Annotated in this window: 15 protein-coding genes and 1 pseudogene; 6 read left to right on the forward strand and 10 right to left on the reverse strand. The window is 55.7% G+C overall.

Translation table 11 applies throughout. The annotated features are described in order from the left end of the window. Nucleotides 1-7: 7 nt before the first annotated feature. Nucleotides 8-244 carry a DUF1656 domain-containing protein gene (locus tag CW267_RS00565; RefSeq protein WP_004143834.1) on the reverse strand — a complete coding sequence of 79 codons (237 nt, stop codon included), beginning with the start codon at nt 242-244 and terminating at the stop codon, nt 8-10. A gap of 172 nt (nt 245-416) precedes the next feature. Here CW267_RS00565 and slyA point away from each other — a divergent pair, with 172 nt between their 5' ends. Next, the gene (gene slyA / locus CW267_RS00570) at nt 417-857 is read left to right on the forward strand and encodes a transcriptional regulator SlyA (protein WP_008804631.1); all 441 of its coding nucleotides are present in this window, start codon (nt 417-419) and stop codon (nt 855-857) included. Between the two features lie 35 nt (nt 858-892). Here slyA and CW267_RS00575 read toward each other — a convergent pair whose 3' ends face one another. Both CW267_RS00575 and slyB read right to left on the reverse strand, forming a co-directional pair. Continuing rightward, the gene (locus CW267_RS00575) at nt 893-2,254 is read right to left on the reverse strand and encodes a GGDEF domain-containing protein (protein ID WP_100780909.1); all 1,362 of its coding nucleotides are present in this window, start codon (nt 2,252-2,254) and stop codon (nt 893-895) included. Nucleotides 2,255-2,474: 220 nt separating this feature from the next. Further along, nucleotides 2,475-2,942 (reverse strand): outer membrane lipoprotein SlyB, encoded by a 468-nt coding sequence (gene slyB / locus CW267_RS00580; protein ID WP_008804633.1) that lies wholly within the window; start codon nt 2,940-2,942, stop codon nt 2,475-2,477. 268 nt (nt 2,943-3,210) lie between these two features. On the opposite strand from slyB, the gene anmK reads away from it, so the two are divergent. The 5 genes from anmK (at nt 3,211) to pdxY (ending at nt 7,785) form a co-directional block, all read left to right on the forward strand. Next, nucleotides 3,211-4,335 carry an anhydro-N-acetylmuramic acid kinase gene (gene anmK / locus CW267_RS00585; protein WP_008804634.1) on the forward strand — a complete coding sequence of 375 codons (1,125 nt, stop codon included), beginning with the start codon at nt 3,211-3,213 and terminating at the stop codon, nt 4,333-4,335. A gap of 92 nt (nt 4,336-4,427) precedes the next feature. Then, nucleotides 4,428-4,751, forward strand: coding sequence for a C-type lysozyme inhibitor (gene mliC, locus CW267_RS00590; protein WP_032691200.1), 324 nt, complete (start codon nt 4,428-4,430; stop codon nt 4,749-4,751). 57 nt (nt 4,752-4,808) lie between these two features. After that, entirely contained in the window at nt 4,809-5,465 is a 657-nt protein-coding gene (pdxH, locus tag CW267_RS00595) for a pyridoxamine 5'-phosphate oxidase (protein ID WP_032731006.1), read from the forward strand. A gap of 124 nt (nt 5,466-5,589) precedes the next feature. Next, nucleotides 5,590-6,864: a tyrosine--tRNA ligase gene (gene tyrS / locus CW267_RS00600; RefSeq protein ID WP_012968045.1), complete on the forward strand. Its 1,275-nt coding sequence runs from the start codon at nt 5,590-5,592 to the stop codon at nt 6,862-6,864. A gap of 60 nt (nt 6,865-6,924) precedes the next feature. Then, nucleotides 6,925-7,785, forward strand: coding sequence for a pyridoxal kinase PdxY (pdxY, locus tag CW267_RS00605; protein ID WP_008804638.1), 861 nt, complete (start codon nt 6,925-6,927; stop codon nt 7,783-7,785). Between the two features lie 42 nt (nt 7,786-7,827). Here pdxY and gstA read toward each other — a convergent pair whose 3' ends face one another. The 7 genes and pseudogenes from gstA to CW267_RS30245 form a co-directional block, all read right to left on the reverse strand. Further along, nucleotides 7,828-8,433 (reverse strand): glutathione transferase GstA, encoded by a 606-nt coding sequence (gene gstA, locus CW267_RS00610; protein ID WP_008804639.1) that lies wholly within the window; start codon nt 8,431-8,433, stop codon nt 7,828-7,830. A 110-nt stretch (nt 8,434-8,543) separates the two neighbouring features. Further along, complete coding sequence (dtpA, locus tag CW267_RS00615; RefSeq protein WP_008804640.1) at nt 8,544-10,049, reverse strand: dipeptide/tripeptide permease DtpA; 1,506 nt, start codon at nt 10,047-10,049, stop codon at nt 8,544-8,546. A 601-nt stretch (nt 10,050-10,650) separates the two neighbouring features. Then, nucleotides 10,651-11,286, reverse strand: coding sequence for an endonuclease III (nth, locus tag CW267_RS00625; RefSeq protein ID WP_008804641.1), 636 nt, complete (start codon nt 11,284-11,286; stop codon nt 10,651-10,653). A 1-nt stretch (nt 11,287) separates the two neighbouring features. Then, entirely contained in the window at nt 11,288-11,986 is a 699-nt protein-coding gene (locus CW267_RS00630) for an electron transport complex subunit E (protein WP_008804642.1), read from the reverse strand. A 2-nt stretch (nt 11,987-11,988) separates the two neighbouring features. Beyond that, complete coding sequence (rsxG, locus tag CW267_RS00635; RefSeq protein ID WP_032691405.1) at nt 11,989-12,609, reverse strand: electron transport complex subunit RsxG; 621 nt, start codon at nt 12,607-12,609, stop codon at nt 11,989-11,991. 10 nt (nt 12,610-12,619) lie between these two features. After that, nucleotides 12,620-13,672 (reverse strand): electron transport complex subunit RsxD, encoded by a 1,053-nt coding sequence (gene rsxD, locus CW267_RS00640; RefSeq protein ID WP_012968049.1) that lies wholly within the window; start codon nt 13,670-13,672, stop codon nt 12,620-12,622. After that, nucleotides 13,673-14,061, reverse strand: a pseudogene (locus CW267_RS30245) (electron transport complex subunit RsxC); the annotation flags it as partial. It abuts the gene before it with no gap.

Consider the following 14,061-nt stretch of genomic DNA (forward strand, 5'->3'; position numbering starts at 1 on the left):
AAGGAGATCACCAGGCAATCAGTAACACCAGGGCCAGACAGACCGAGAGCGCGAACAGGGAGAGATCCATCAGCAGGGGATGCCAGATGTCGCCGGCATACATCCAGTCACGCAGCTGACGATGTAAAAACAACCAGATAAAAAAACCTAATAAGACGGCTTTGAACAGCGGAGGGAAATAGACGGACGCGCCGAACACCAGGTCCTGCAGCGGCAATCCGGATGTGTTAAGACTCAGTTTCACAAGCAAAAATCCTTTGCCATTACAGGGGTAACCTCAGAGCGTGCTACGCTATAACAGTGTAAATCATTGTTTTGGTTTTTGTTGAATCAAGTAATTCATTTGTTTTGATAATTCAAATGCTGCACACTATTCTAAAATCAGTATAATAACTTAGCAAGCTAATTATAAGGAGATGAAATTGGAATCGCCACTTGGTTCTGATCTGGCACGTTTAGTCCGCGTTTGGCGCGCGCTAATCGACCATCGCCTGAAACCTCTGGAGTTAACGCAGACTCACTGGGTCACGCTGCATAACATCCATCAGCTGCCGCCTGAGCAGTCGCAGATCCAGCTGGCGAAAGCCATCGGCATTGAACAGCCGTCGCTGGTGCGCACGCTCGATCAGCTGGAGGAGAAAGGGCTTATTTCTCGCCAGACCTGTTCAAGCGACCGGCGGGCCAAACGCATCAAGCTCACTGAAAAAGCTGAACCGTTGATCAATGAGATGGAAGAGGTGATAGGCAAGACCCGCGATGAAATCCTGTCGGGGGTGTCAAAGCAGGAAGTGGAAACGTTGCTCCACTTAATTCGTAAACTTGAACAAAATATCCTCGATCTCCAGGCAAAAGATTAATCCTTTGCGGCCCGGGTTGCCCCGGGCCGTTTTTTTTAGTCGCCAGGGTGACGCCAGACCACCACCCGATTACGCCCGCTGTTTTTCGCTTCATACATGGCCGCATCTGCGCGCTCGACGCACGTTTCTGCGCTCACGCTTCTATCGCGCGTCGTATACAACCCCATACTGATGGTCATTCGCTCCGGCAGATGGTTTTGCTCAGCGTTGACGGCCTGGCGGATACGCTCGGCGATCGCCAGGGCGTCTTTCTCGGCGGTGTTGACCAGCAGCAGGGCAAACTCCTCACCGCCAATGCGGGCAGCAGCGTCATCCGCGCGCGAATGGTTCTCCAGTACCGAGGCGGCAAACTGGATCACCTTGTCGCCGGCGACGTGGCCATAGTTATCATTGATGCGTTTGAAATGATCGAGGTCACTGATAATCACTGACAGCGGATGCTGGGGGTTTACCTTCGCCAGCTGCTGGTTCAGGGTGTCGTAGAAGAAGCTGCGGTTATAAAGCCGGGTCAACGGGTCGCGAATCGAGTTCTGGTACGAGTTGATATACTTATGGTTAGACTCACGGTAGAGCATAAAGACGTCGACCAGCAGCACCAGAATCAGGAACAGGGTACAAAGCGTTTCGAAAAAACGCGCCTGGTACCAGGTCTGATCGAGGTCCCCGGCGGTGGAGACTAGCTGGAAGAGGGTGTAAAGATAAGCGCTGCAAAAAAAAGCGCCGCTAAACCAGAAAATATTGCGTAATTTACTCAGGCTAATTAATAAAATAAGCGTGATAAACCAGATAGCCATCAGCAGCCAGCCGATAATACTTTGCCACAGTGGCGTGAAGGTATGGCTAAGATCGTCGATAAAATTGACGCTCAGCCACGGCGAGTGGCTGGAGTACACCCACGATAAAAAAATAATTGTTAATGTAAAAACGATACATGCCGCGAATGTAATTATGTGTGCTTTCAGCGAGTGCATGATGCGCTGGCGGAAGTAATACAAAACAATAGATGACATGAATAATACAGCCATCATTATATTGCGAAAGAAATAATAGATAACGGCGTCATTTTGATTAATGACCGGGGTCGTGCTGCAGGTAAGCCAGTCCGGATAGCTGCTGAGGGTGCCCAGCATCAGCAGCGCTGAACAGGCAAAGCCGAAAGCAACAGGTGTAAGGTACAGGCGGCGCTTGCTGCTCCAGTATTTCATGCCCATAAAACAGGCAATAGTAATATGAAAGACCATCAGAAAGCTGGTCAGTAGAGGAAATAATATTGATGAGGTAGTGCTGAAACTGGTATGAAAAAAAGCGGTCACTCCGGCAATGCCGAACCCGGCCAGTAAGCAAATAAAAACATATATAATAAAACGTTTAGCAACATGATTGACATGTTTGAGCATAGGCAAGATCCCAGAGAGAAAAGCAACAGCGACGTTCAGTCGACAAAGTATTATGACAATCTGAGAGTAGTGGGGGCGGTGAGATAAGATATTGCGCAGGCGCAATGATTGATGAACTACTTGAATATAATATATCTGATTGCTAATACGAATCTATTACGGTGGAATAACCGCGGCTGAAAAATACGATGCGGCGCAACGGGCCGCATCGCAAGGGGGGTTATCGAGGAGAAACGGTGACCTGGCTGCCGCTGCCGGCAATGGCGACGCGCTGACCCACAGAGAACGGCGTGCTGCCCTGTTTCTGCACCACCAGAATGGTGTTGCCATCATCCTTACGGATTTCCAGTTCTACGCCCTGGGTTTTGTTCATTGCACCCTGAACGCCCTGGCCTGCGACGCCGCCCGCGACTGCGCCAGCCGCGGTGGCAAGAGAGCGTCCGGTACCGCCGCCGATGGTGTTGCCGAGGAACCCGCCGAGCACTGCACCGCCAATGGCGCCGATGGCATTGCTGTCGTCGCCGCTCTGGATCTGCACGGCGCGCGTATGCACAATCGTACCGTAAGTTACGCTCTGCACCTGTTTGGCTTCAGATGCGGAATAAACGTCGCCGGACAGGCCGCTGCTGCTCACGCAGCCTGCGAGCGTAAAACCAATCATCGATACAGCCAAAACACGTAAAATCATTTATGAATCTCCTGTTCACCGAAGGTGTTCAATTGAACGTCCATACGGTTAATTATATGGCATTTAGTCGCCGGCGGGCATAGCTTCCGCCCTGACTATACAAAAAATAATAATTAATGATGCTTCAACCTAAACTAAACGCCGGTTCTTTACGGTGTTCTCTGAAATGTCGCTCTATTGTTAAAAAGTATTATAACAACATAGCATTAGCGGGCGCTTTATGGTGGAGTGAGGCGTATACGAGGGTCATGGAATGAAGGAAAAACGTATGAGATCGGGTCGCTTTATTGGCGTTATGTCCGGTACCAGCCTTGATGGTATCGATGTCGTATTGGCCGCCATCAACGAAAACATCGTAGCGCAGCAGGCCAGTCTCACCTGGCCCATACCACACCCAATAAAAGAAGAGATCCTCGCGATTTGCCAGGGCCAGTCGTTGACCCTCTCACAACTGGGGCGTCTGGACACTCGTCTGGGGCGGCTGTTTGCCGATGCCGTACTGGCGCTGATGCGCCAGGAAAATCTCAAGCCCACCGACGTTATCGCTATCGGCTGCCATGGACAGACCGTATGGCATGAACCGCAAGGCGACGCGCCGCACACGCTGCAAATCGGCGACAACAACCAGATCGCCGCGCATACCGGAGTCACGGTGGTGGGGGATTTTCGCCGGCGTGATATGGCGCTTGGCGGGCAGGGGGCGCCGTTGGTCCCGGCATTTCATCATGCGCTGCTGGCGCATCCCATTGAACGGCGGATGGTGCTGAATATCGGTGGCATCGCCAACGTGTCGCTGCTGGTGCCGGGGCAGCCGGTGCGCGGCTATGATACCGGGCCGGGAAATATGTTGCTGGACGCCTGGATCTGGCGTCAGCAGGGTAAACCGTATGATAAGGATGCCCAGTGGGCCAGCGAAGGTAAAGTGCTGCTGCCGCTGCTGCAGGACATGCTGAGCGATCCGTGGTTTGCTTTACCGGCGCCGAAAAGCACCGGTCGTGAATATTTCAATTACGGTTGGCTGGAAAAACATCTGGCCCGTTATTCGGGACTGCGTGGGCAGGATGTGCAGGCCACGCTGGCGGAATTAACCGCTGTGACCATCAGTGAGCAGGTATTGTTAAGCGGCGGCTGCGAGCGTTTGTTAGTGTGCGGCGGCGGCGCGCGTAACCCCTTGTTAATGGCGCGCCTGGCGGCACTGCTGCCGGGAACCGAAGTCTCCACCACCGATGAGGCGGGGATCAGCGGCGATGATATGGAGGCGCTGGCCTTTGCCTGGCTGGCCTGGCGCACGCTGGCTGGGCTGCCGGGTAATCTTCCCTCAGTGACCGGCGCCAGCGAAGCCACGGTGCTGGGCGCCATTTTCCCGGCTAACCCGCCGCAGAATCGGAGTTAACTGAAATCTTAAACACGGCGCGACCGGTAAACTGGACAAATTAAGCGGAGGGCGGAGTGCCCTCCGTGACCGGGAAAGTCGAAGGCAAACGAATGAAAAAAATTCTTATCGCAGTTGTACCTTTTATGCTGGCGGGCTGTAGCTACTACAACCAGTTTGTCGAGCGGATGCAGACGGACACGCTGGAGTATCAATGCGACCAGAAACCGTTAACGGTCCATCGCAATAACACCCGCCAGCAGGTGAGTTTTATCTATGATAATCAGCAACTGAACCTGGCTGAGGGGCTGTCGGCTTCGGGGGCGCGCTACACCGACGGCGTCTACGTCTTCTGGTCGAAGGGCGATACCGCTACCGTCTATAAACGCGATCGCATCATCCTCGATAACTGTCAGCTGCAGACGGCCAAACGTTGAGATTTCTGTCGGGGGGGCGCACAATAACGCCACCTTATGACTACATCCTCAATGGCCATGTCTGATAACGACGAACTCCAGCAAATCGCGCACTTGCGCCGTGAATATACCCGTGGCGGTTTGCGTCGCCACGATCTTCCTGCTGAACCCCTGCCGCTGTTTGAACGCTGGCTGCGTCAGGCCTGTGACGCGAAACTCGCAGACCCGACCGCGATGGTGGTTGCTACCGTTGATGAGCGCGGCCAACCTTACCAGCGTATTGTGCTGCTGAAGCATTACGATGAAAAAGGGCTGGTGTTTTATACCAACCTTGGCAGCCGCAAAGCCCATCAGATTGAAAAAAATCCCCAGGTGAGCCTGCTGTTTCCGTGGCATATGCTGGAGCGCCAGGTGATGGTGATCGGCAAAGCGGAGCGCTTGTCGACGCTGGAGGTGGTCAAATATTTCCACAGCCGCCCGCGCGATAGCCAAATCGGCGCCTGGGTCTCCCAGCAGTCCAGTCGCATTTCCGCCCGCGGGATCCTGGAGAGCAAATTCCTCGAGCTGAAGCAGAAATTCCAGCAGGGGGAAGTGCCGCTGCCGAGTTTCTGGGGCGGATTCCGCGTCAGCGTCGAGCAGATGGAGTTCTGGCAGGGGGGCGAACATCGGCTGCATGACCGCTTTTTATACCAGCGTGATAATGGCGCCTGGAAAATAGACCGCCTGGCACCGTAAACGCCGAAATTAGTTATCGAAGCGCTGGCGCTGAAAGGGCCGGCGCTTTATTCTATGTACTTTTCGCATCTGGCGAAAAGTCGTGTACCGGCAGAGGTGCAGTCGTTTATACATGGAGAATTTGATGGCAAGCAGTAACTTGATTAAACAATTGCAAGAGCGGGGGCTGGTAGCCCAGGTGACGGACGAGGAAGCGTTAGCAGAGCGACTGGCGCAAGGCCCGATCGCGCTCTATTGCGGCTTCGATCCTACCGCTGACAGCTTGCATTTGGGGCATCTTGTTCCATTGTTATGCCTGAAACGCTTCCAGCAGGCAGGTCATAAACCTGTAGCGCTGGTGGGCGGCGCAACCGGTCTGATTGGCGACCCAAGCTTTAAAGCCGCTGAGCGTAAGCTAAATACCGAGGATACCGTGCAGGAGTGGGTGGATAAAATCCGCAAACAGGTGGCCCCGTTCCTTGATTTTGACTGTGGCGACAACTCGGCGATCGCGGCGAACAACTATGACTGGTTTGGCAGCATGAACGTGCTGACCTTCCTGCGCGATATCGGCAAACACTTCTCTGTTAACCAGATGATCAACAAAGAAGCGGTGAAGCAGCGTCTGAATCGTGACGATCAGGGTATCTCCTTTACCGAGTTCTCCTACAACCTGCTGCAAGGGTACGACTTTGCCTGCCTGAACAAGCTGCACGGCGTAGCGCTGCAGATCGGCGGCTCCGACCAGTGGGGCAACATCACCTCCGGTATCGATCTGACCCGTCGCCTGCACCAGAACCAGGTGTTTGGCCTGACGGTTCCGCTGATCACCAAAGCAGACGGCACCAAATTCGGTAAAACCGAAGGCGGCGCCGTGTGGCTGGATCCGAAGAAAACCAGTCCGTACAAATTCTACCAGTTCTGGATCAACACCGCGGATGCTGATGTCTATCGCTTCCTCAAGTTCTTCACCTTTATGGACATGGCGGAGATCAATGCTCTGGAAGAAGAAGACAAAAACAGCGGTAAAGCGCCGCGCGCCCAGTACGTGCTGGCAGAGCAGGTGACGCGCCTGGTCCACGGCGAAGAAGGCCTGGAAGCGGCGAAGCGCATTACCGAAAGCCTGTTCAACGGTAACCTGAGCGACCTGAGCGAAGCAGATTTCGAACAGCTGGCGCAGGATGGCGTGCCGATGATCGAAATGGAAAAAGGCGCCGATCTCCTGCAGGCGTTGGTGGATTCCGAGCTGCAGCCGTCCCGCGGTCAGGCGCGTAAAACCGTTGCCTCGAACGCGGTGACCATCAACGGTGAAAAACAGGCCGACCCGGAATATGTATTCAGCGACAGCGACCGTCTGTTCGGCCGCTACACCTTACTGCGTCGCGGTAAAAAGAATTACTGCCTGGTCTGCTGGAAATAAAAAATAAAACCAGGGCGTGGGAAACCACGCCCTTTTTCTTTTTAGGGTTGTGGTAAGAAAATGAAGAACATCCTCGCCATTCAGTCTCACGTTGTGTTTGGCCACGCCGGCAACAGTGCCGCCGAGTTTCCGATGCGCCGTCTGGGCGCCAATGTCTGGCCCCTGAATACCGTTCAGTTCTCCAACCATACGCAATACGGTAAATGGACCGGTTGCGTGATGCCGCCTTCACACCTGACGGAGATCGTCCAGGGCATTGCCGACATCGACAAGCTGCAGACCTGCGATGCGGTTCTGAGCGGCTACCTCGGTTCCGCTGAACAGGGCGAGCATATCCTCGGTATCGTGCGTCAGGTGAAAGCGGCCAATCCGGCGGCGAAGTACTTTTGTGACCCGGTGATGGGCCATCCGGAGAAAGGGTGTATCGTCGCGCCCGGCGTGGCGGAATTCCACGTGCGCTATGCGCTGCCGGCCAGCGATATTATTGCGCCGAATCTGGTTGAGCTGGAGATCCTGTGCGGTCATCCGGTCGCCAGCGTCAGCGAAGCGGTAGCTGCTGCGCGGGAGCTGATTGCCCAGGGGCCGGAGGTGGTGTTGGTTAAACATCTTTCCCGCGCCGGTCTGAGCATGGATCGTTTTGAGATGCTGCTGGTGACGGCCGAAGAAGCCTGGCATATCAGTCGGCCGCTGGTGGATTTTGGCCTGCGTCAGCCGGTTGGCGTCGGCGATGTGACCAGTGGACTGCTGCTGGTGAAACTGCTGCAGGGTGCCAGCCTGCGCGATGCGCTTGAGCACGTTACCGCCGCGGTGTACGAGATCATGCTCACCACCAAAAACATGCAAGAGTATGAACTGCAGGTGGTGGCGGCGCAGGATCGCATTGCCGTACCGGAGCACTGCTTCAGCGCCACCCGGCTGTAACTCCCCGGGCCTGCCCGACGGTCCGCCGGGCAGGTTCAGGCCTTATTTTAAGCCTTCAGCCGCCAGTGCGGCCGCCACCGCCGGACGCGCTGCCACCTGCGCCATCCAGCTGTCGATATGACCATAGGCAGCCATATCCAGTTTTATGCCATAGCCCCAGCGCAGCACGGTGAACAGATAGCCATCGGCGATAGTAAAGCGATGGCCGGTCAGCCACTGTTTATCTTCCAGCGACGTATCAACATACTGCAGTTTCTTCTCGAGCAACGCCCGCGCGACAGGCTTATAGTCTTCCGGGGTATCCGGGCGGAACAGCGGGGTAAAGCCTTTATGCAGCTCGGTGGCCACGTAATTCAGCCACTCCAGGGTCTGGTAGCGGGCAATGGAGCCCACTGGCGCCAGCAGATGGCGGTCCGGCACCTGATCGGCGATGTACTGCATAATAGCCACGCCCTCAGTGAGCAGGATGTCATCATCCAGCAGCAACGCGGGCACCTGACCTTTCGGGTTGATCAGCAGATAATCATCCCCGTTTTCCAGCCGTTTTTTGGCCAGGTCCACGCTCTGCAACGTGAAATCCAGGCCGCTTTCGCGCAGGGCGATATGCGAGGCCAGGGAACAGGCGCCGGGTTTGTAGAACAGTTTCATGCGTAACTCCTCGTGGCTGCAGTTTTCTGTATGTTAGTCCCGCCAGGGGTAAAAAAAAAGCCGCTAACCTAACGTTAGCGGCTTAAAAATAATTGGTTTTCCCTGCGGCGTCAGGCTGCCGCGGTTTCGCGTGCTTTCAGGTCCGCGCTGTCGTCCTGAGTCATACGGTTCAGCTTCGGCGCCGTGAGCAGCATCAGGGCGGCGATAACCGCGGTGACGATACCAATCTGCAGGAACACGTGGCCGTACACTTCCAGCGACACCAGCGGATCGGTGACGTTTTCCGGCACCGCCATCAGGTTGGCGATTTTCCCGGCGATGATCGCCGCGCCGGCGGTAGTGAGGAACCAGCTGCCCATAATGAAGCCCATCAGACGCTGCGGAACCAGCTGAGCGACCATCGCCAGGCCGAGGCCGGAAATCATCAGCTCACCAATAGACTGCAGCGCGTAGCTCAGAATGAGCCAGTTAACCGAGACGATGCCGGCGTCGCTGGCGAACTTCGCCCCTAAAGGCAGGACGAGGAACGCGCCGGAGCACAGTACCATGCCGATAGCGAACTTGTGCGGCATCGGCAGGCGGTCGCCCATCTTGTTATAAATGGCTGCCAGAATAGGGCTACCAATCATGATCCAGAACGGGTTCAGCGCCTGATACTGTTCCGGTTCGAAGGCGATACCGAGGATCGAGTGCTCAACGTTACGAATCGCGAAGAAGTTCAGAGAGGTCGGCATCTGGCTGTACAGTACGAAGAAGACAATCGCTTCTACCATCAGCAGGAAGGCGACGATCATTTTACGACGCGCGGCACCTTTCAGACCGATGGTTTCTTTGGCGAAAATCACGACGATACCCAGTGCGACGACGCCCAGCACCATACGTGCGATGCCCTGGTTGTGCAGCAGCCAGGTGGCGATGGCGACCAGCACCACCACGCCAGCGATGGTCGCCAGCAGTTTGCCCATGTGCACTGGGGCAAAGTCCGGTTTCGAACCGTACTGTTTTACCCATTTCTGGCAGAAGGCAAAGTTAATAATCGTGATCACCATCCCCACCACGCTGAGGGCAAACGCCACGCTCCAGCCGAAGCGAGCAGCCAGCCACGGGGTTGCCAGCATCGAGAAGAACGAACCGATGTTGATGGACATGTAGTACATGGTGAATGCACCGTCCAGACGGGGATCGTTTTTGTCGTAGCAGGTAGAAAGCAGGGAGGACGGGTTGGCTTTGAACAGGCCGTTACCGACGGCGATGGTCGCCATACCCATATAGACGATGGCAGCATCATGGCCGGACCAGGCCACCAGCGCATAGCCGATGGCCAGCACGATAGCGCCCAGCATGATGACACGTTTGGTGCCCAGCACTTTATCGCCCAGCCAGCCGCCAATAGCAACCAGACCATAGACCAGCGCGCTAAAGGAGGAGAACAGAGTAATGGAATCCGCTTCCGACATACCCAGCTGTTTTACCAGGTAAACGGCCATGATCCCTTGCAGGCCGTAATAACCAAAACGCTCCCATAACTCGATCGAGAAAATGAGATAGAACGCGCGTGGTTGTTTGAAAGCGTTCAGACTCACGCTTTCTGCTGGTTTATTGTTTGCAGTAGACACATATACCTCTTTTTTTACATCCCATATTTACTGGGGGGTGTTCGGGGCGCAATCTCGTTGGACCGCCGCCTTTATAGTTATTTTGGGAGGGAAAACGGCAGGTAATGTTCACTATCCTGGCGCATCAGGCAAGGCCTTTGTAATAAACTGTTACACATAATGTGGGTGGCATAATGCTCCGGACATATGAATGTTATCCAGAGTTAAATTTCACCGTTTTGTTATGATTGCTATTTTTATCTTTTTCATCAGTCTGATTTCGTTAAAAAGGCGATATATTCTACTGATTGACCTTATGGGTAGTGATATGGTCCATTATCCTAAAAATTAATGGTCTATTATCCTGGTAATCTTTGCTCAATCGTTGTATTGCCTGACATTTGTTTTCATTTTCACAACATATAATCAACATAAAGTTGCGAGCATGATCTCGATCACAAATGTATAGAAATTTTGCATCGAGAAAAAATGAAAGCACTGATTGTTCGTTATATAGCCGGATTATTACCCATCATAAGAGACATTTTCTGGTGTTAACGGCGGGTTAAATGCACAAATTCGAGCCATAACTCAGGGTTAAGTTATGGCTCAGAAGAAGGGATCAGGCGTAGACTTTCTCTTTAAATTCGCAGAGGTCTTCAATCAGGCAGGAGCCGCAGCGCGGTTTGCGGGCAATGCAGGTATAACGTCCATGCAGGATCAACCAGTGATGACAGTCGACCTTAAACTCGGCGGGGACCACCTTCAGAAGCTTCTCTTCCACCTGCTCAACGTTCTTGCCAGGGGCGAATTGCGTCCGATTGCAGACGCGGAAGATGTGCGTGTCCACGGCGATAGTCGGCCAGCCAAAGGCGGTGTTTAGTACCACGTTGGCGGTTTTACGGCCCACGCCGGGCAGCGCCTCCAGCGCCGCTCTGTCTTCCGGCACCTCGCCGTTGTGCTGCTCCAGCAGGATGCGGCAGGTTTTGATGACGTTTTCCGCTTTGCTGTTAAACAGGCCGATAGTCTTGATATACGATTTCACCCCATCCACCCCCAGCGCCAGCATCGCTGCGGGCGTATTGGCCACCGGATAGAGTTTGGCTGTCGCTTTGTTGACGCTGACATCGGTGGCCTGTGCAGAAAGCAGAACGGCAATCAGCAACTCGAACGGCGAACTGAAATGCAGTTCGGTAGTGGGATGGGGATCGTTTTCCCGCAGCCGGGTGAGGATCGCCAGGCGTTTGGCTTTGTTCATGTTACGCTTTCCCTGTCACGTCAGACGGGGCGACAGAAACGGCCCGGGCCGCTTGCGCCTTCCGCTGCTTGCTACGTTCATCGATGAGGTATTTTACCGCCAGCATCATGCCGAGGCCAATAAAGGCGCCTGGCGGCAGCATAGCCAGCAGGAAGGGGGTATCCGTATGGAAAACCTCGATGCGCAGCACCTTTGCCCAACTACCAAGCAGGCTGTCGGCGCCGTCAAACAGGGTGCCATTGCCAAGGATCTCGCGCAGGGAGCCCAACACAAACATCGCGCAGGTGGCGCCCATGCCGATAGAAAAGCCATCCAGTGCCGACAGCGCCGGCCCTTTTTTGGCGGCAAAGGCTTCGGCGCGGCCGACCACGATGCAGTTGGTCACAATAAGCGGGATGAAAATCCCCAGCGACTGATAGAGGCCGAAGGCATAGGCGTTGATCAGCATCTGCACGACGCTCACCACCGAGGCGATGATCATCACGTAGATGGGGATCCGGATCTCCGCCGGCGTCCAGCGGCGCAGGCTGGAGATGGTCAGGTTGGTTAAGGTTAGCACCAGGGTGGTCGCCAGACCCAGCCCGAGGGCGTTGGTGGCGGTCGAGGTGACCGCCAGCAGAGGGCACATCCCTAACAGCTGAACCAGGGCGGAGTTATTTTTCCACAGGCCCTGGACGATGACGTCTTTAACTTCGCTCATGGTCATTCTCCACAGGCGGTGAATTCAGGAAGTTGCGCAGGCAGCGTTTGTGCATACAGGCCTGCGCGCTTAACGGCATTGACCACCGCCCGGGGGGTGATGGTGGCGCCGGTGAACTGGTCAAAATCGCCGCCATCTTTTTTGACCGCCCAATGGCTGTCGCCCTGACCGTGGATGACTTTCCCGGCAAAATGGGTGATCCAGTCCGACAGGCGAAGCTCGATTTTATCGCCCAGGCCCGGCGTTTCATGATGCTCGGTCACGCGGGTGCCGAGGACCGTGCCGCTAAAATCGGCAGCAACCAACAGCTGTATTGCCCCGGAATAGCCATCCGGCGCGGTGGCTTCCATCACCGCGCCGATCGGCTGGTCGTTATTTTTGGCTATCCACACTTTATGCTGGCCTTTGCCCAGCGCCGGGGCGCTGACCAGATAGCAGCTCTTGAGCAGATCGTTATTATAGCGGTCGGCGGGTAAGACCTGATCAAATAACGCTTTCTGCTGCAGGGCCGCCTGCTGATCGATAGTGCTTTTCGTCAGTTCATTGATCGCCGCCGTCAGCCCGGTGGATCCGGCGGCAAACAGCGCCAGCGTGACGCCGTGTTTTCGCATCGTTTTTAACATCATCGCTCTCTCAACGGTGGCCGTACACGCGCGGGCGCGTGTAATAATCGATCAGCGGCACGGTAATATTCGCCAGCAGAACGGCAAATGCCACGCCATCCGGGTAACCGCCGAAGCTGCGAATAAGCCACACCAGCAGGCCGGCGAGGGCGCCGAAGATCAGGCGGCCGCGGTTGGTTGTTGAAGCCGTCACCGGGTCGGTCAGAATAAAGAAAGCACCGAGCATGGTGGCGCCAGAGAACAAATGCATCTGCGGCGACGCCAGGCTTTGCGGCGAGAATAACCAGCCGAGGGTGGCACACAGCCCAAGGCTAACGAGAAAGCTGACCGGAATATGCCAGCGGATCGCTTTCTGCCACAGCAGGAACAGACCGCCCGCCAGCCAGGCGATATTCACCCACTGCCAGCCGAGGCCCGCCAGTACGCCACCGTAAACCGGCAATTGCAGCACCTGCTGGACGCTATGCCCGGCATGCAGAGAGGTTTTAAAGGTATCCAGCGGGGTGGCCTGGCTGATGCCGTCGATACCCAGTCGCAGGCTGGCCATGTCGCCCCCGGCGGCGGTATGCCCGGTGAAGATCATCTGCAGCACATCGCTGAACGCCGGAACCTGGGCGGCAATTTCATATGAAGGCAGCCAGGAGGTCATCTGTACCGGGAATGAAATCAACAGCACGACGTAGCCGATCATCGCCGGGTTGAAGGGGTTATGGCCTAATCCACCGTACAGCTGCTTGGCGATCACCACGGCAAAGGCAGTGCCGAGCACCACCATCCACCAGGGGGCCAGCGGTGGAATACTCACCGCCAGCAACAGGCCAGTGAGCAGGGCGGAGTTGTCCTTCAGGGTCGCCACAATATGCTGTTTGCGCAGTTTGAGAATAGCGGCTTCCGTTGCCCAGGCCGTCAATGCGGCGAGGACAATCTGCAGTACGGTACCCCAGCCGAAAAACCAGGTCTGGACCACAATGCCAGGCACGGCGGCGAGCAGCACCAGCAGCATAATACGCGAGGTCTGCCGCTGGTTATGGGTATAGGGGGAGCTTGCGATTCTGAAAACCATTTATTCCTCGTTAACTGCCTGCTGTGTTGCTTTACGCGCCTGAACGCGGGCGATCGCCGCGGCGACGGCCGCTTTGCGTGGGTCGTCATTGGCTGCGGCTGACGCGAGATCCGGTTGTGCGGCCTGCTGTTCGGCTTTGCGCGCTTTGGCGCGGGCGATGGCGGCTTCCACCGCGGCTTTACGCGGGTCGACCGGCTCGGCTACCGGGGCTTCCACCGGCGCAGCCTGCTGTTCGGCTTTACGCGCTTTGGCACGGGCGATGGCGGCTTCCACCGCGGCTTTACGCGGGTCGACCGGCTCGGCTACCGGGGCTTCCACCGGCGCGACCTGCTGTTCGGCTTTACGCGCTTTGGCGCGGGCGATAGCGGCTTCCACCGCGGCTTTACGCG

The organism is Klebsiella sp. X1-16S-Nf21 (genome assembly GCF_002837615.1).
Classification (GTDB): domain Bacteria; phylum Pseudomonadota; class Gammaproteobacteria; order Enterobacterales; family Enterobacteriaceae; genus Klebsiella; species Klebsiella variicola.